Source organism: Desulfonatronum lacustre DSM 10312 (assembly GCF_000519265.1).
GTDB lineage: Bacteria > Desulfobacterota > Desulfovibrionia > Desulfovibrionales > Desulfonatronaceae > Desulfonatronum > Desulfonatronum lacustre.
The window spans coordinates 1,506,751-1,523,493 of record NZ_KI912608.1 but is presented as its reverse complement, the minus strand read 5'-3'; the positions used below and the strand labels follow the sequence as shown (position 1 = coordinate 1,523,493).

Here is a 16,743-nt window from a genome sequence, read left to right as displayed (position 1 = left end):
CACACCCGGAACCTATTCAATAAAGGCAGGGAAAGATGATGTTAGTATTTGCCGAGCGTACCCGTCATATGACCGCCAGCGCCATTCGCGAGATCCTCAAGGTGGTCTCCCAGCCGGGGATGATCTCCCTGGCCGGCGGCATTCCGGCTCCGGAGAGTTTTCCGATCCATCTGATGCCTCGGTTGACGGAAGCGGTCTTGTCCCGCTACGGCGCGTCGGCCCTGCAGTACGGAACCACCGAGGGCTTCGGACCGCTGCGCGAAAACTTGAGCGTCCTGCTCAAAACAATGCACATCGACGCTGATGCCGACGACATCCTGGTGACCAGCGGTTCCCAGGGCTTGCTGGACATGATCGGGATGATCCTGATTTCGGAGGGTGATGCGATAGCGGTCGAATCGCCGACCTATCTGGGTGCGCTGCAGGCTTTCCGGCCCTACGCACCCCGGTTCGTGACCATGGAAAGCGACGATGAAGGCTTGATCCCTGAAGCGCTTGAAGAAACACTGCAACGCACCAAAATCAAGTTCATCTATCTGGTGCCCACGTTCCAGAACCCGAGCGGTCGTACGCTTCCTTTTGCTCGACGCCTGGAGATCGCGCGTCTGATCCGCAAATATGATGTCGTATTGGTCGAGGACGATCCCTACAGCGCGCTGCGCTACCAGGGAACGGACGTGCCTTCGATCAAAAGCCTGGCGCCCGAGAAAGTCGTCTACGCCGGCACCTTTTCGAAAGTCTTTTCTCCCGGCTTGCGCATCGGCTACTGCGCGGCCCCCAAGCCGATACAACAATGGCTGGTCGTGGCGAAACAGGGAATCGACCTGCACACGAGCACGTTTTGTCAGGCGCTGGCCGCCGAGTATATCGTCGGCGGGCATATGACGCGCCACCTGCCGCGCATCATCGACCTGTACCACCCCCGACAGACCGCCATGCTCGCCGCCCTTTCGCGACACATGCCCGACGGATACCACTGGACACGGCCCGAGGGGGGCATGTTCGTCTGGCTGCAAGGGCCTTGCGGGATCGATACCGAGAAGCTCAACGAACAGACCATTGCTCGAAACGTGGCGTTCGTCCCCGGAAAATTCTTCTTTGCCGACCCCGATCAAGGCGCGCACGCCATGCGTCTGAACTTCACCAATTCTGACGAAACCACGCTGGAAAAAGCCGTCGCCATCCTGGCCGACGCAGCACGAACCGCTTCCGATCCAACTGAGTGTTGAGCAAAGACCGCCTGCCGAAGCCGCGGCCCTGTTTGAACAGCTCCGCAAATAGCCAACCCGCGCGGAACGCGTCGAAACAACAGCAGGAGGCCGCACAACCGGCCTCCTGCTTGATCAATGATACCCTCTCCTGTTGCGGGGCGTGATTTCCCACCCGTACTTGTTGAGGTGCCATCACCCCTTGGGATCACCCTCGAGTCAAAAAATCATCGCTCTAAGGCTCGCCACCGTTCTTATCACGGGAGTCGCCTTTCTGGATTTTGCCTCACGCTTCCTGCCGGAGGAGCCAAGTCCTCCAGTTTCAGGGCGTCCACGTGCCAAATCCTTCGCTGCGGGTCGCGGGCGGTGCACGCCGGGACGGGCCTGCTCCGGATCCAACGGATCTCCACTTCATTTCTTAACAGCATTGACAATATTTTATATTTATATCAAAAAAAGAATAAATTTTATTTATAACTTGAAACACTATTCAACAGCCATGCAAACACGAATCAAGGTCACCTCGGCAGAGTCTCTTGGAGCATCGCTCAGAGCCCTGCGCAAGGGCAAGGGGCTGAACCAGACTGAAGCCGGGAAACCGGCGGGCGTGAATCAAGTCACCGTGTCGAGCATCGAACGAGGAATTCCGACCAGGGTGGATACGCTTTTTCGACTTCTTGCAGCCCTCGATCTGGAGCTGGTGATTCAGCCGAGGGCAAAGCCGGATGAGGATGCATGGTGATGGGGCGCCGCAAGCTTTCGAGGGAACTCTCCGTCTGGATGAATGGTCTCCGGGTGGGGACGCTCAGGCGTCATTCGAGCGGCAAGCTCGAATTTGCCTATCATGAACACTGGATGCGCGAAAATTCAGCACGGCCCCTGTCGCTTTCAATGCCGTTGCGAGCAGAGCCGTATTCCGGGGAAGTGGTGGAAAATTATTATGACAATCTCCTCCCGGACAACCAGGCCGTCAGGCGTCATCTCCAACGGAAATTCCAGACTCCCTCGGACAACAGCTTTGATCTGCTGTCGCATATCGGGCGTGACTGTATCGGTGCGGTCCAACTCTGTCCGATCGAAAGAGACCCTCCACCAGTCCATGACATTGACGCCACTCCTGTCACCGATGATCAGATAGCCGGGATACTCAGCAACAGCCGGATCATGCCGCTCGGCATTTCCGGCGAGGATGATTTCCGGATATCACTGGCTGGAGCGCAGGATAAAACAGCGTTGCTCCATCACGATGGAAAATGGCATCGTCCCCATGGCTCAACTCCGACCACCCATATCCTGAAGCTGCCGATCGGCCGCCTCGAACATCAAAACATCGACTTGTCCGACAGTGTGGAAAATGAATGGCTTTGCCATCAAATCATCAAGGAATTCGGGCTCCCGGTTGCCGAAGCAAGCATGAGGCAGTTTGCGGGCGTAAACGCTCTTGTCATCAAACGGTTCGACAGGAGGGCGTCAGAGGATCAGTCCTGGATCGTCCGGTTGCCTCAGGAGGACATGTGTCAGGCGCTGGGCGTCGCTCCAGCTCTCAAATACGAAAGCGACGGCGGGCCGGGTATTGAAAACATCATGAAGCTGCTCCTCGGATCATCCAGAAGTTTTGCGGACAGAAAAACATTCCTCACGGCGAATTTCCTCTTCTGGTTGTTGGCCGCGATCGATGGGCATGCCAAAAATTTCAGCATTTATATTCAGACGGGAGGGATTTACCACCTCACTCCACTCTACGACATCATTTCCGCGTATCCCTGTCTTGCGAAACGGAATCTGGAGGAACGCAAAATAAAAATGGCCATGGCTGTGCGCGGAGCAAATCGCCAGTATCATTGGTTCAAAATTCTGAACAGGCATTGGATCAGTACAGCTAAAACCTGCCACTTTCCCACGGATGAGATGGAAGCAATCATCTCGGAAATACTCCAACGACTGGATGGCGTGATTGCAAGTGTTGCTCGGCAAGTACCAACCGATTTCCCGAGCAGTGTGGCGGAACCAATATTCAACGGACTGCTGCACGCCCGGGACAGGTTCATTCGAAACAGAAATTGTAACTATTCAGCATAGAGTAATGCCGTTGTCGGGGTCGGAGTCGGGATCGGTATCGGGATCGGGATCGAAAACGCTGGGAAGCGTTCAAAATTTTTTCTGTTCCGATTCCGATTCCGATAGCGACCCCGACTCCGATTGCCGGAGCAAGGGCGGATACAAAATGTGCTGAGTAGATACCAGGAATTGAAGATTGACCCGAGTGATGGACCACGCGAAGACGCATGCTCACGCGCCTGAAATATCCACGCCCCAGCGGGCCAGGGCCATGCAGATCAGTAGCGCTCCCTCTGTTCTGGAGATGCCCCAGTTGCTGCGGATGAAGAGCAGGACCAGGAGCATCATGGCGTTGAGCAGGAGCATGGAGAGCAGGGCGTTTTCCGGGGCATGGAGGGGGCGCAGGAGCATGGTCAGGCCCAGGACTCCGGCGAAGTTGAAAATGTCGCTGCCCAGCAGGTTCCCCAGGATCATGTCGTTGCGGCCCTTGAGCGAGGCGGCCAGACAGGTGGCCAGCTCCGGCAGGGAGGTTCCGGCGGCGACGATGGTCACGCCGATGGTCCATTGACTCACTCCCAGGACCAGGGCCAGTTCCGTGGCCGCCTGGACCATGATCCTGCCGCCCAGGGCCACGCCGATGAAGCCCGTCAGAAGCAGCAGGTAGGTTCGCCAGGCGACCTTTTTCTCTTGGCCGTTCTCTCCACTCGTTCCTTCCCCAGCCTGGGTTCCGGAATCCATCGCGATCCGGGCAATCTCCTTCGGTGCGCGGACGAAGAGCAGCGTTGTGTAGCCGACAAGGCCGCCCAGCAGGATCATGCCCGACCACCTTCCCAGAATATCCAGGTAAATCATGGTCATGATCGCAATGGTCAGGCCCAGCAACAGGCCTCCGTCCCGGTAGAGCAGGGTAGGGTGGGTTGGAATGGGGCGGATCATGGCCACTAGGCCGAGGATCAGGCCCAGGTTGAAAATGTTGGACCCCAGGACGTTGGAAAGGGCAATGGCGGGCAAGCCCTGATACGCGGCGGTCACGGTGACCAGGAATTCCGGAGCCGAGGTTCCGGCGGCGACGATGGTCAGGCCGATGACCAGCTCGGAAATGCCCCAGCGCCGGGCAATGGCCGCGGCGCTGTCCACGATCAGCTCCGCCCCTTTCCAGAGCAGCGCGGCGCTGATCACGATCAGGCCGATGTTGAGGAGGGTGTCCATGGATGGCCGTGTTAGGACGGGGAATTGGCGTCGATCCAGTCCTGCTTTTCTCGTTTGGTCCGATCCCAGGTGAACTCCGCCCAGCCGGTTTCGGACGGGGATTCGGCGGGGCATTCCAGGGTGGAGGATTGGCCGGAACTGGTGACGCGAATCAGGGGAGTTTGTCCAGGGGGGCGTTTTTTCGCGGTGAAGCCGGCCACGAAGGTCGCGGCCCGGCGGATATCCTCCTCGGTCCAGATTATGCCCGGCTTGCGACGGCCCAGGGCCAGGGGGCCTTGGACGTCCGCGGTCTTGAACAGCAGATCCTCGGCCTGGGCCATGCGCGCCAGGGCATCGTTATTCGACTTGTTGCGGCCGACCATCATCCAAAGTCCGTCGTTCCAGTATTGCCGGGACATGTTGGCCAGGGCGAAGTCGTGCGGGGACGGCTCGGGAATGCGGGTCAGGACCGGCCAGAATCGTTTGGCGGATTCCTGTTCCGCCAGCAGGCAGCCGCCGGCCGGAGTGGGGATTTCGGCCAGTCCGTAAGATTCGGCCAGACGGAGCTGGTCCTTGCGTCCGCGGCCGGAAATGGAATGCAGCCGGGTGCGGTCCACCAGGCCTTCCTCCTCCATGGGCGTGGAGGGCATATGCCCGGCGCAAAGCGGACGCAGCAACAGGTCGCGGACCTCGGCCTGCTTGCTGATCAGGTTCAAGGTGTCCCGGCGCTGGGACATGGGCCGCTGGCCCAGGACTTCGCCGCTGATCAGAAACCGGGCGCCGTACTGGTCCATCAACGACCTGGCATGGGAGAGCATGGTGATCTTGCAGTCCACGCAGGGGTTGAGCACCTTGCCGTAGCCGAAGCGCGGGCCTTGGCGCAAAATGTCGATAAACGTTTGGTGCACGTCCACGGGGTGGATTTCCAGCCCATAAATGCGTTGCCAATGTTCGATTTTATCCGGATGGCCGAAAAACGGGGAACAGAAATGCAGGCCAAGGACCCGCAGTCCCTGGTCGAGCACGGTCTTCATGGCCAGGATGCTGTCCAGGCCTCCGGAGTAGAGGGCCAGGGCGTGGTAGGATTGGGTCATGCGTGTTGGGAAGAATGGGGCGAACGTTGAGTGGAAGGGGATCTGCCGTGTTGAAGCATGAGCCTACCCCTTTTCCCTTCCGGGCGCAAAATTGGGGAGGCGCACCCGGAAGGGAAGGAAAGGGCTAAAGCCCCTTGCGTTCAAACCAACGAAAAAGCAAGATCGCGCCGACGATGAATACCGGAATGATCAGCCAGTGATTGACGCCGAGCATTTCCGGCAGGGTCAGACGTCCGTAGTCGCCCCAGTTATAGACCGTGGAGCGCAGCCAGGGATAGGCTTCGGCAAAGAGTCCCCCGCCCACGATCATCCCCAGAATACCCCACAGCGCGTCCCAGCGCCCCTCGCCCAGGGCTCCCATGGAGGTGCCCGGGCAGTAACCCAGCAGACCCCAGCCCAGTCCGAAAAGCAGGCCGCCGATGATGATCGGTCCGAGCATCAGGGGTTTGACCGAGAGCTTGGCCACTCCCAGATCCTGAAGCAGGTACACCCCGACCATGCCCACGATCACGCTGGAAAGCATGAACTTGACGATGGTCATGTCCATCAATCGCAGCGCGCCGAGCTGCTTGTCATAGCGCAGCACGCGGCCCTTCTGGAGCAGGAAGCCGAACAGGAAACCGGTGATCAGTCCGTAGATCAGGATGTTCATGACTTGCCACCTCCATAGACGATGCGGGCCATGATCATCCCGCCGATAAAAAAGCAGACCAAAGCCACAAAACCGCTGACAGCCAGTTGAAGCGAACCGCTCAACCCATGACCGCTGGGTCAGCCGTCAGCCAATCTGGCCCCGAACATGGCCACCACGCCGCCGGAAAAGGCGACCACGGCCCGCTTGACCGGGGTGTGGCCGAAGCGTTCCCGCCACATGTCCGGAACGGACTGCCAGCGGAACGATCCTGAAGTCCAGGCCGAGACCAGGGAGCCGAGGACGATCCCGATCACGAACATCCACTGCCAGTCGATGCGCGGGACCACCCGGATGAAGTACTCCAGCTGGCCGACCCGCTCCGGACTGAACCATTGCTCGATCATCCCCGCCGTGCGCACGAAGGACGTGGACGCACCGAAAAACTGTCCGGCCAGCCAGACCGACATCACCCCGACCAGGCCGCTGAGCCCTCCGGCCAAATACGGGCTCCATCCGCCGTCACCTTTGTTCATGACGCTGCCTCCTTGATGTTTGCCAAGCACGCTGTTTGGCGTTTCGCGAAAGCCGAATGCTTTTGGGTTTGTTCTTATCACATTCCGGAATCAGGTCCAGTCCGATCACGGTCCGGCCTCTTGTGAGCTGATGGACAAGCGAGGTTTTCGGATTCTTTTGGGGTTGACATTCATACGCTGGCATGTAGATTGGTCTGGCCATTTGGTGGCGCCTTTTGGAGATTTATTCTTGATTTTGTTCAGTTTTGCCTTTTCGACACCGACAAATCTTGTCAGGAGGACAGCTTAATGGACCGTCCATTTAGTGCCGGTAAAGCCGAAGGGCTGGAGGAAGTCTGCTCGGCTCCCATCAAGGCTGGACGTGCCGGCGAGGACATCGCTTTGCAGATTCAAGCCGCGGTGCTTGGCGGCAAGGTCAAGCCCGGTGAGCGGCTGCCCAGCGAGCGGGAGCTGCAAGTCCTGTTCAAGACCGGGCGCGGCGTAATTCGCGAAGCGTTGCAGGTGCTCAAGCACAAGGGATTGATCGATATCCGCAAAGGGGCCAAGGGCGGGGCGTACGTCAAAAACATCGAGGTGGTCAGCATCAGCGAATCCTTCGCCTTGTTCCTGAAGCAGAACCAGACCGATCCCATGCATCTGATCGAATTTCGGGAAAGCATGGACTCCGTGATCACGGACCTGGCCATTGCCCGCGGCAGCGTGGAGCAGAAGCAACGGCTCCAGGACAAGGCCGATGCCCTTGCGGGCGTGGCGGACGAGGCGAACATGGAGCTGCTTGCCGAACTGGACCGGGAACTGAACCTGTTATTTGCCAAAATGGCCGATAATCCGATTTTTGAATGGATCATGCAGGCCGTTCAGATCGGTTTCAGTTCCATGGACAACGCCCTGTACGAGGACGCGGAATACCGGCAGTGCATCGTGGACAATTGGCGGCACACCGCCCTGGAGATCGCCCGTCACGACCCCATTAAAGCCAAGTCCTACATCAGCTTTCACTATATGATTTTGCGCAGGAAGGTGGAGGCGTTTCAGAAAACGCTTCGAACCAATGAACTCTGAGAACTCTGAATTCAAACCCCAAGGAGAAACAAGATATGTCCAACACAACATACGACGTGATTATCATCGGCGCGGGAACCGCGGGAAGCATCCTGGCCAATCGGCTGAGCGCGGATCCTGATCGACGGGTGCTGGTCCTGGAGGCCGGCCGCTGGGACCACAAGATGGATTTCCGGATCCACATGCCCTCGGCCCTGTCCTTCAATCTGACCAACACCTTCTACAACTGGGCTTACGAGTCCGAGCCGGAACAGCACATGCACAACCGCCGGATCGCCCAGCCCCGGGGCAAGGTTCTGGGCGGTTCCAGCTCCATCAACGGGATGATCCACATTCGCGGCAACGCCATGGACTACGAGAAATGGGGCGCGATCAAGGGCCTGGAGAACTGGGACTACGCCCACTGCCTGCCGTATTTTCAAAAGATGGAATACCGGCTGAAGGGCGCGGACGCTTATCAGGGCAGGACCGGCGGGCAGTACCTGACCACCCCGAAATGCGAGAACCCGCTGTTCGACGCTTTTTTCGCCGCGGTCCAGCAGGCCGGGTATCCCATCACCTCGGACGTGAACGGTTTTCAGCAGGAAGGCTTCGGCAAGTTCGAAAGCACCACCTATCGCGGCAATCGCTGGAGCACGGCTCGCGGATATCTGCACCCGGCTTTGCACCGCTCCAATCTGAAACTGATCTGCAAGGCCCTGACCACCCGGATTCTTTTCGACGGGCGCACCGCCGTGGGCGTGGAATACCGCAAGGGCGACAAGCTGCACAAAGTTTACGCCGGGGAGGTCATCTGCTGCGGCGGGGCGATCAACTCGCCGCAACTGCTTCAGCTTTCCGGGGTCGGCAATTCGGAGCACCTTTTATCCAAGGGCGTTTCCGTGGTCGCGGACCTGCCGGGCGTGGGCGAGAATCTGCAGGACCACCTGGAGGTCTACATCCAGTGCGCGTCCAAGCGGCCGGTGAGCCTCTATCCGGCACTCAAGCCCTGGAACATGCCCAAGATCGGTCTGGAATGGCTGTTTCGGCGCACGGGCATCGGGGCCAGCAACCATTTTGAGGCCGGGGGCTTTGTCCGGAGCAACGACGAGGTCGCGTACCCGAATTTGCAGTTCCATTTTCTGCCCATCGCCATCCGCTACGATGGCACCGCGCCCAGCGAGGGCCACGGGTACCAGCTCCATGTCGGCCCGATGTACAGCGACGCCAAGGGCTCTGTCCGGCTGCTGTCCAATGACCCCAGCACCGCGCCGCGAATCCGGTTCAACTATCTGTCCACGGAAAAGGACCGCAAGGAGTGGGTCGAGGCCATTGCATGCGCCCGCCGGATCTTCAATCAGCCGGCTTTCGCCGAGTTCAAGGCCAAGGAGCTTTCCCCCGGGGAGCACGTCTCCACGGAAGAAGAGGTCCTGGACTTCGTGGCCCGGGAAGGGGAGAGCGCGTATCACCCCAGCTGCACCTGCAAGATGGGCTACGACGACATGGCCGTGGTGGACAAGGATTTGAAGGTCCACGGCCTGAAGAATCTGCGCGTGGTGGACGCCTCGGTGATGCCGGAAATCACCAACGGCAACATCTGCGCCCCGGTGCTGATGATCGCGGAAAAGGCCGCGGACGCGATCCTGGGCAACACGCCCCTGCCGCCGTCCAGCGTGGACTTTTATCGGCATGTGCCGACAGTCAAGCAATAATACCAATTCTACTTCGGCAATGCTTTCTTCGCTTGGAAATGCAGTTATCGGGGTCGGCGTCGGTATCGGGATCGGGATCGATACAGTTTGTTCGCCAATAATCCTAATGTGACCCCGATGCCGATATCGATACCGATACCGAAAGAGAAGCTTTGAATTAGAAATGGTATAACAGGATATTCAAACCATCCAACCAAGGAGAGGAACGATGGACAAGACAATGCGCAACATGATGGCGGCCATGGTTATGGCCGTGGTGATCAGTCTGGCCGGCAACGCCCTGGCTTCCAAGGAAGTCCGGTTCGTGTACGTGCCCTGGACCTGCGTCACGGTGAAGACCGAGGTGGCGCAGTACTTTCTGAATGAGCTGGGCTACGATGCGACCAGCATGCTGCTTTCCGTGCCCATCGCCTATCAGGCCATTGCCTCGGACCAGGCGGACGTCTTTCTGGGCAACTGGATGCCCACCATGCAGAGCATCGCCGAGCCCCATTTTGAGAGCGGCAAGGTGGAGTCGTTTTCCGTGATCATGGAGAACGCCAAATACACTCTGGCCGTGCCCACCTATGCCTACGAGGGCGGCTTGCGCGACTTTTCGGACATCGCCAGGTTCGGGGAAAAGCTGGAGTACAAGATCTACGGCATCGAGGAAGGCAACGACGGCAACGAAGTCATCGAGCTGATGATCAATGAAAACATGTTCAACCTGGGGAATTTCGAACTGATTCCCTCCAGCGAGACGGCCATGTTGACCCAGGTCCAGAATTTTGCCCGCAACCAGCAGTGGATTGTTTTTCTGGGCTGGTCTCCGCACTGGATGAACAAGATCATCGACATGTCCTACCTCACGGGCAGCGATGAAACCACCTTCGGCGAAAACGACGGCACGGCCACGGTGTACATCAACATCCGCACCGGATTCGACCAGGAGCAGCCCAACGTAGCCACATTCTTGAACAACTACCTGGTGCCCATCGCGATGGTCAACGAGGCCATGAACATGCTTCATGAAGACAACGCAATGGAACCCCTGGAAGCCGGCCTGGCCTGGCTGCGCGCCAACCCGGAAATCTATCGCGGCTGGATGGACGGCGTGACCACGGCTGACGGCCAGCCCGCCCTGCCGGTGATCGAAGCGGTGATGGCAAAGTAGCCTCCCATGCAACAGACCCGTCCCCCCATATTCATCCGGACCCATTTCGATGCCTGCACCGGATGCCAGCTCTGTCAGGCCGCCTGTTCCCTGCATGTGTTCGGCGGGTACAATCCGCGTAGATCCATGCTGACCATTCGGCGAATGTGGGAGAATATGGCCCATATTCCGGTGGTCTGCGAGCAGTGCGCAAATCCGATGTGTCTGCGGGCCTGTCCGGTGAAGGCTATTTCCCGGGACGAGCAGACCGGAGTCGTGGCCATTGACCGGGAGACGTGCATTTCCTGCGGGTTGTGCGGTCGGTACTGCCCCTTGGGCATGATCCATCTGGATGCGGAAAGCGGCAAGGCCTTCAAGTGCGACCTGTGTGACGGCACTCCCAATTGCGTGAAGGCCTGCCCCACGGGGGCTCTGGAATTGTTTGCATCGTCGGAAATGCCGACAAGCGATGGGGAGGGCCGATCATGAGCAGTGCGGCCTGGGGCGTGATGCTCCATGCGGATCTGACCACGGGCACGTTTCAGGATGTGCTTCTTCCGGACTGGCTCCAGGAGGGATACCTGGGCGGCAAGGGGTATGCGGCCAAGCTGCTTTTGGACCTGGTTCCGGAACGGGCTGATCCCCTGGGGCCGGACAATGTCCTGCTCTTCCTGCCCGGTCCGCTCACCGGAACCCCGGCCCCGGCCATGCGGGCCTGCGTGGCGACCAAGTCTCCGCTGACCAATCTGTTCCTGGACTCCTATTTCGGCGGAATGTTCGGCCCGGAAATCAAGTACGCCGGATACGACGGGCTGGTGATTACCGGCCGTGCCTCGGAACCGGTGATTCTGGTCTTGGACCGGGACGGTCCCAGGTTGCGGTCGGCAGGAGAGCTTTGGGGCCTGGACACCATGGACGCCACTCAGCGGGTCAAGGAAACTCTGGGCGACGAGGGATTCAAAATCGCGACCATCGGGCCGGCCGGGGAGCAGCACGTTCCCTATGCCCTGATCTGCTGCGAATTCAACCGTCAGGCCGGGCGGGGCGGGGCGGGCGCGGTGATGGGGTCCAAGAATCTGAAGGCCCTGGCCCTGAAGGGGGACCGCCTGGTCCGGGTTCATGACCAGGCCGGATTCGATCGCGCCCTGGACCGGGCCAACCAGGAGATCCAAGACAGCGCGGAATGCCGGGCCTTGATGGCTTCCGGCACCGCGGCCTCGGTGGAATTCGCCAACGAGGCCGGGTTGATCCCGGCCAACAACTTCAGCGACGGGACGTCGCCCCTGGCCAAAAAACTGGGGGAGGGCGGCCAGTCCCGGGCCTTGTGGCTGAGCCGGGCGGCCTGTTTCGGGTGCCCCATCGCCTGCACCCAGATGGGCGCGGTCCGGACCGGGGCCCACGCCCAGATGGTCACGGACATCGTGGAGTACGAGTCCGCGGCCATGCTCGGCACCAACCTGGGCATCGGCGACCCGCGGGCCGTGGCCCATCTGACCAAGCTTTGCGATCTGCTGGGTCTGGATTCCATCTCCACCGGTGCGTGTGTGAGTTTTGCCATGGAGGCCAAGGTAAAGGGGCTTCTGGCCGACTTGGAAGCTCCCGAAGACATCGCGGACCTGGAGTTTGGCGGCGTCGCGGCGGCGGAGCGGCTGATCCGGATGATCGCCGGTCGGCAGGGCAAGCTGGGAGGTCTTCTGTCCCGAGGCGTCAAGGCCGCGGCAGCGGCCCTGGGACCGGAGGCGGAAAGTCTGGCCCAGCACGTCAAGGGCCTGGAAATGCCCGCCTGGGGGCCACGCGGTGCGCCGGGCATGGGGCTGGCCTACATGACCGCGGACCGGGGAGCCTGCCACCAGCGCGGCTTTCCCGTGGGCTACGAGGCCACGGGCATGGAGTGGCGGGGCAAGCCGGTCCGGGCGTTGGACCTGGAGGGCAAGGCCGAGCTGGTGGTGGCCTTGCAGGACTACCTGGCGGGCACGGATTGTCTGGTGAAATGCGACTTCGGAGCCATGGGCGTGACGCCGGAAACCTATGCCGAACTGCTGAACGCGGCCACGGGCCGCGAGGTGGAGTCGGGCTTTTTCGACGAATTGGGCCGCCGGATCTGGAATACCACCCGGCTGTTCAACCTGCGTGAAGGAATGGACGTGTCCCAGGAGCGCCTGCCCCGACGTTTCGTGGAGGAATCTCTGCCCAGCGGCCCCCACAAGGGACACCGAATTACCAAACAGGATATGCAAACCCTGCTGACGGACTACTACCGGGTCAGAGGTTGGGACGAGCGGGGTCGTCCATCTGAGGAATGTTTGGAGCGGACCGGTGTCGTGACGGATCGTCGATTCGTGATGACGGTGTCCGCGGTTCAGAAACCGTAACAAAAGAGGTCTAAGTGAAATATGCAAGGATCGTTTTCTGGTCGTTTTTGTTGAGTGTTGTTTTTTCCCTGAACCTCCAGGCCGCCGAGCCAGGGGTTCAGGTGCGCACAGGGCCGACGGACATCGTCAACGGCATCGCCCTGGCTGACGAAGACATCACCATTTCCAACGAGTTCTTTAAAATAGCCTTTGCCGTTGGAACCACCCCGCCCTGGGGCGTTCCGCATGGCTCCATCGTGGACTCCGCTCTTTTCGTGGACGGAGAATGGACCGACAATCGAACCGCATTGATCGATTTCCTGCCCCACGGCTGGTCCGCCTGGCCCAGTGAATCCCAGCAGACGCGTATCGTGGAGCAGAGCCCTGACCGGGTCGTCATCCAGATCACCAGGGACTACGACGCGAACATTGAACTGATCACGACGTATACGGTTACATCTGGAAGCAATATCCTGGATGTTTCCACGCGGATGACGAATCGCGGAGAGAAAACTTACGAAGATCTTCTGGCGGGATACTCCTTGTGTACGCTTAGCGGATACATGTTCGGTCCCTGGGGCACGGTGGAAAGAGGCTACGACCAGGTGGCCGAAGAGTGGTTTGGGGACTATGTTCTCGGATATGACGAACACTTCGCCATGGCCGTGCATTACCCCGGATTCACGGATTTTGCCTGGGGAACCGGATGGCGCGATCTTTACAGGAAGCAGACTCTGGCTCCCGGGGATACCGTGGATCTGGCGGCCTGGATCCAGTTTGATGATATCGGCAGCACCGCAGAAGTGATGCGCCACAACCTTGCGCTGAACGAAAAGCCTTTTGGGACGGTTTCCGGCGTTGTGCGATCCACCGAGGGCAATGCCGTTGACGTACCTGTCGTGATATTCGAAAAGGCCACGCCGGAGGCCCGGGACATGCTTTTCGCCTGGACCGTCGGGGAAAACGGCGCCTATGAGATCGCCCTGGAAGAGGGGGAATATGCCGTCCATGCCGTGGCCAAGGGGTATTCGCTGACCGCCAAGCAGCGAATCAGCGTCTCCGCGGGGGAGAATACCCCCCTTGATTTCAATGACATCAGTACGGGAGGGGAGGTTGTCCTCTCCGTTGTGGACAAGAAGACGCAACAACCCGTTGACGCCCGGATCGAAGTGGTAGAGGGGCCGGAAATCCTCGTGGAGTACGTTGGGGCCAGGACCTTTTTCACGGAGTTGGAAAAACCGGGCATGGCCGGCTTCCAGTTGGCTCAGGGCGAGTACACCCTGTCTGTTTCCAGTGGCGCCGATTTTACGGCCAGAGAGGAGATGGTCAACCTGTCCGTTGTGTCCGAAGGACGTCACGAACTGGTTCAAGCCATCGAGCAGTTGATCGACCTGCCCGGTTCAGGCTGGTATGCGGCGGACTTGCACCACCATTCCGATATTCTGGACGGTGTGACGCCCCCGGATTATCTTGTTCGCTCGCAGCTCGCCGGCGGATTGGATATCGTCTTTGTCAGCGATCACGACTCCATTGCCAACAATGAACAGATCGCTGAAATGGCCAAGTCCAGGTCCGTTTCCTTCATCTCCGGGATCGAGGTTTCTCCGAACTGGGGACACATCAATGTTTTGCCGATTCCCTTGGATGGGCGGGACGTGTCCATTGATCCCGGCGCCACGGCGGGAGAGATTTTTGCCAGGGCCAGAGAACTGGACGCTTTGGTGATGGTCGCGCATCCCTACATCACGTACGGGTATTTCCACAGCGCGGAACGCGACATGGTTCCCGGAGGCTGGGACGCGGATTTCGATTTGATCGAAATCAACGGCGCCATCTCCACCAAGGATAACCACAAGGCTCTGCAGCGAACCTGGGAGTTTTGGAATAATCAGGAAAAATACTATCTTGCCGGTGGAAGCGACGTCCATGACGTGTGGCGATACCGGTCCGGCAATGCCAGGACCATCGCGCGGGTCGACGGCGACTTCACCCTGGAGAAGTATTACCAGGCTTTGAAACAGGGCAATTCCTATGTTTCCTTCGGTCCGCTGGTTTATCCCGAGCATGCCTTCGGCCAAACCATCCATGTTCCCGCCAGTGGGTTTGATCTGAACTTCAAGACGGTCTCCGTTCATGGAGTTGATACGATCACGGTCGTGACCGAAGGGGCCAGATTCAACGACGACGGTGAAATCGAAGGATTTGCCTTCCAGCAAAACTATGACGGTGTTGACGAACAATATGTCTCCGTGCCTCTCACGCCGAAAAAGAATACCTGGTACGCTTTGATCATTGAAGATGGTCAAGGGAATTGGGCCATGAGCAACCCCATTTGGGTGAATGTCCTGTAGCTGGACAACCTCTTGCTCTGTGTAATGAAAACGCGGTACTTCAGCCGGACAAGCTGAAGTACCGCGTTTTCTGCGTTGATGCGTACGCACTCTGTCTTGCTTTGCCACACGGGAAATCCATGCTGCATCTCATCCTGCCCTCCGACCTGGACGCCTTGCGGGAACTCCTTGACGAGAATCCGGAGTCTCTGCTCGACGTGGCCGCCGTGGTCAATTGCCTGGGGACCTGCGGGTTGTGCGAGCGGCGATTCGTACCCGTTGCCCCTTTGGTGGAATCCCTGGAGCCCCTGTATGGCGACTCCAAAGGATTACATGCCCTTTTGCGTCACAACCAGTATATTTCCCTCTCCGAGGCCATCTGCGGGTTTTGCCACGCGGACCCAGGGCTTCTGAACATGTTCCAGAAAATGAAGAAGCTGTGAGTTCCATTCTCCTGGTTCATCGCGGTGCATTGGGGGATTTCCTGATGGCTTGGCCGTCCATGCTGGCCATCCGCGAACGGTTTGCGGATCAGGCCGTGTTTTGGGCTGGTTCCGCCACCCGTTTACCCTGGTTGCGGCCTTTGGGCGTGGAGCCCTGCCCTTTGGAGATGCGACGGGGCATGGATGCCTTGTTCCTTCGTGAGCCGTGGCCGGTGGAGTTGGCGGACGCGCGGGTTTTCTGGTTCGTGCTGGATACGGACCCGCCGGTTCCGGCGCACTCCCGGTTGCATGTGTTGCGCGGCATTGTCGGTTCCGGGAGCGTTCCGACCACGTCGCCCAGGGATGCGTATGCCCAGGGGCTGCGCGAACTCGGTATCGGTTGGAACCCCGACTGGCCGGCTGGTTGGCGAGGGCTTTTCGGGGCGTGGGGGAGCGGACAGGGGAGGAAGGGGGATGCCGAGATTCTGCTCTTTCCCGGAGCCGGGCATCCGGCCAAGCAGTGGCCGCTTGTACAATTTTTTGAACTGGCCCGGTGGCTCCAGGGGCAGGGCCGAAGCGTTCGGTTCGTGCTCGGCCCGGCGGAGCGGGATCGGGGGATGGAAATCAGGGATTATCCCGTCAGTTGGCCGCATTCATTGGATGTCTTGCAAGAGCTGCTTTTGGGCGCACGTCTGGTGGTGGGCAACGACAGCGGGCCGGTGCATCTGGCGGGCATGCTGGGCGTGCCGGGTCTGGCCTTGTTCGGGCCGGCTCTGGAAACGCAGTGGGGCCCCGTGGGATTGCGGACCATCGGTCTGGACTTGGCTTGTCGCCCATGCACGCGAACCGGACGGATAGCCTGCGCCGATCCCCGGTGCATGCTAGAGATTCCCCAGAATATGGTTCGCCGGGAAGTGGGCGCTCTCCTGGCTCGGTGAGTAGGCCAAGAGTTTGTTTGCTTTATCCGAATAGCGGGCACAAAAAAACCGGTTTTGCTTCAGGGTGGGCTGCCCAAAAACAAAACCGGCTTTTGCAAAAGG

Annotated in this window: 15 protein-coding genes; 11 read left to right on the top strand and 4 right to left on the bottom strand. The window is 59.4% G+C overall.

Going from position 1 to position 16,743, the window contains the following annotated elements:
- Nucleotides 1-68 precede the first annotated feature (68 nt).
- The 3 genes from DESLA_RS0107190 (at nucleotide 69) to DESLA_RS0107180 (ending at nucleotide 3,287) form a co-directional block, all read left to right on the top strand.
- Nucleotides 69-1,229, top strand: coding sequence for an aminotransferase-like domain-containing protein (locus tag DESLA_RS0107190; RefSeq protein WP_211239041.1), 1,161 nt, complete (start codon nucleotides 69-71; stop codon nucleotides 1,227-1,229).
- A 181-nt stretch (nucleotides 1,230-1,410) separates the two neighbouring features.
- Nucleotides 1,411-1,950, top strand: coding sequence for a helix-turn-helix domain-containing protein (locus DESLA_RS23295; protein ID WP_211239040.1), 540 nt, complete (start codon nucleotides 1,411-1,413; stop codon nucleotides 1,948-1,950).
- Entirely contained in the window at nucleotides 1,950-3,287 is a 1,338-nt protein-coding gene (locus tag DESLA_RS0107180) for a type II toxin-antitoxin system HipA family toxin (protein WP_028571920.1), read from the top strand. The genes DESLA_RS23295 and DESLA_RS0107180 overlap by 1 nt, the downstream gene beginning before the upstream one ends.
- 210 nt (nucleotides 3,288-3,497) lie before the next feature.
- Here DESLA_RS0107180 and DESLA_RS0107175 read toward each other — a convergent pair whose 3' ends face one another.
- The 4 genes from DESLA_RS0107175 to DESLA_RS19285 form a co-directional block, all read right to left on the bottom strand.
- Complete coding sequence (locus DESLA_RS0107175; protein WP_028571919.1) at nucleotides 3,498-4,475, bottom strand: calcium/sodium antiporter; 978 nt, start codon at nucleotides 4,473-4,475, stop codon at nucleotides 3,498-3,500.
- A gap of 11 nt (nucleotides 4,476-4,486) precedes the next feature.
- On the bottom strand, nucleotides 4,487-5,548 hold the full coding sequence (locus tag DESLA_RS0107170; RefSeq protein WP_028571918.1) for an adenine nucleotide alpha hydrolase family protein: 1,062 nt from the start codon (nucleotides 5,546-5,548) through the stop codon (nucleotides 4,487-4,489).
- Nucleotides 5,549-5,672: 124 nt separating this feature from the next.
- Nucleotides 5,673-6,200, bottom strand: a complete 528-nt coding sequence (locus DESLA_RS0107165; protein WP_028571917.1) for a YeeE/YedE thiosulfate transporter family protein — start codon at nucleotides 6,198-6,200, stop codon at nucleotides 5,673-5,675.
- Nucleotides 6,197-6,715 carry a YeeE/YedE thiosulfate transporter family protein gene (locus tag DESLA_RS19285; RefSeq protein WP_156932900.1) on the bottom strand — a complete coding sequence of 173 codons (519 nt, stop codon included), beginning with the start codon at nucleotides 6,713-6,715 and terminating at the stop codon, nucleotides 6,197-6,199. The genes DESLA_RS0107165 and DESLA_RS19285 overlap by 4 nt, the downstream gene beginning before the upstream one ends.
- A 288-nt stretch (nucleotides 6,716-7,003) precedes the next feature.
- Between DESLA_RS19285 and DESLA_RS0107155 the strand changes: the two genes are divergently transcribed.
- From DESLA_RS0107155 to DESLA_RS19280, 8 genes are all read left to right on the top strand, one after another.
- A complete protein-coding gene (locus tag DESLA_RS0107155) occupies nucleotides 7,004-7,777 on the top strand; it encodes a FadR/GntR family transcriptional regulator (RefSeq protein ID WP_051434471.1) in 774 nt (257 codons plus the stop codon).
- 35 nt (nucleotides 7,778-7,812) lie between these two features.
- Entirely contained in the window at nucleotides 7,813-9,468 is a 1,656-nt protein-coding gene (betA, locus tag DESLA_RS0107150) for a choline dehydrogenase (protein WP_028571915.1), read from the top strand.
- Nucleotides 9,469-9,676: 208 nt separating this feature from the next.
- On the top strand, nucleotides 9,677-10,621 hold the full coding sequence (locus DESLA_RS0107145; RefSeq protein ID WP_028571914.1) for an ABC transporter substrate-binding protein: 945 nt from the start codon (nucleotides 9,677-9,679) through the stop codon (nucleotides 10,619-10,621).
- A 6-nt stretch (nucleotides 10,622-10,627) separates the two neighbouring features.
- A complete protein-coding gene (locus DESLA_RS0107140) occupies nucleotides 10,628-11,089 on the top strand; it encodes a 4Fe-4S dicluster domain-containing protein (protein WP_051434470.1) in 462 nt (153 codons plus the stop codon).
- On the top strand, nucleotides 11,086-12,972 hold the full coding sequence (locus tag DESLA_RS0107135) for an aldehyde ferredoxin oxidoreductase family protein (protein WP_028571912.1): 1,887 nt from the start codon (nucleotides 11,086-11,088) through the stop codon (nucleotides 12,970-12,972). Before DESLA_RS0107140 ends, DESLA_RS0107135 begins: the two co-directional genes overlap by 4 nt.
- Nucleotides 12,973-12,986: 14 nt before the next feature.
- Nucleotides 12,987-15,302 (top strand): CehA/McbA family metallohydrolase, encoded by a 2,316-nt coding sequence (locus DESLA_RS0107130; protein ID WP_028571911.1) that lies wholly within the window; start codon nucleotides 12,987-12,989, stop codon nucleotides 15,300-15,302.
- A 119-nt stretch (nucleotides 15,303-15,421) separates the two neighbouring features.
- Nucleotides 15,422-15,724, top strand: coding sequence for a hypothetical protein (locus tag DESLA_RS0107125; RefSeq protein ID WP_028571910.1), 303 nt, complete (start codon nucleotides 15,422-15,424; stop codon nucleotides 15,722-15,724).
- Nucleotides 15,721-16,641 carry a glycosyltransferase family 9 protein gene (locus DESLA_RS19280; RefSeq protein WP_035261489.1) on the top strand — a complete coding sequence of 307 codons (921 nt, stop codon included), beginning with the start codon at nucleotides 15,721-15,723 and terminating at the stop codon, nucleotides 16,639-16,641. The genes DESLA_RS0107125 and DESLA_RS19280 overlap by 4 nt, the downstream gene beginning before the upstream one ends.
- Nucleotides 16,642-16,743: the final 102 nt, after the last annotated feature.